The organism is uncultured Mycobacterium sp., from assembly GCF_964249325.1.
Lineage (GTDB): Bacteria > Actinomycetota > Actinomycetes > Mycobacteriales > Mycobacteriaceae > Mycobacterium.
Genome location: NZ_CAXUCH010000112.1, coordinates 13,282 through 13,822, shown reverse-complemented (window position 1 = coordinate 13,822; position 541 = coordinate 13,282). Strand labels below are relative to the sequence as shown.

General features: G+C 65.6%; 1 protein-coding gene and 1 pseudogene. One reads left to right on the top strand and one right to left on the bottom strand.

Translation table 11 applies throughout. The annotated features are described in order from the left end of the window. On the bottom strand, nucleotides 1-294 hold a 294-nt coding region (gene recO, locus ACFE99_RS14840; RefSeq protein ID WP_375486526.1), incomplete at its 3' end, for a DNA repair protein RecO. Nucleotides 295-367: 73 nt separating this feature from the next. Here recO and ACFE99_RS14835 point away from each other — a divergent pair. Continuing rightward, a pseudogene (locus tag ACFE99_RS14835) lies at nucleotides 368-532 on the top strand (amidase); the annotation flags it as partial. Nucleotides 533-541: the final 9 nt, after the last annotated feature.

Genomic DNA, 541 nt, shown 5'->3' with positions numbered 1-541 from the left:
TTCCAGCATCGCGCATGCGCAGGTGTAGCGGCCGTAGTCGCTGATGATGTCGGTGGCGAACGCGTCGATCGCAACCACCTGGGTGATGATGTCCAGGTTGCGGCCCGGGTACAGCTGCACGTCGATATGCGAGAACGGCTCCAGCCGCGCGCCGAACTTGCTGCGGGTGCGGCGCACACCCTTGGCCACCGCGCGCACCAGCCCGTGGTCGCGGGTCAGCTGGGTGATGATCCGGTCGGCTTCGCCGAGCTTGTGCTGGCGCAGCACCACCGCCCGGTCCCGGTATAGCCGCATCATCCCAGTTTGGCATCGTGCTGAGACATCGCTGGTACATAGCCGGAATGGCGCGCCGATACTCTGGTCGGCGATGACACACGCGTCTTTCCTTCGCTTCCCCACCCTGTCCGATCAGCTCTACCAACTGGCCAGCCGTGAGGTGACGGCCGACGAGCTGGTGCGCCGCTCGTTGCACGCCATCGACCTCAGCCAGTCCACGCTCAACGCTTTCCGTGTGGTGCTCACCGAGTCGGCGCTGGCCGAT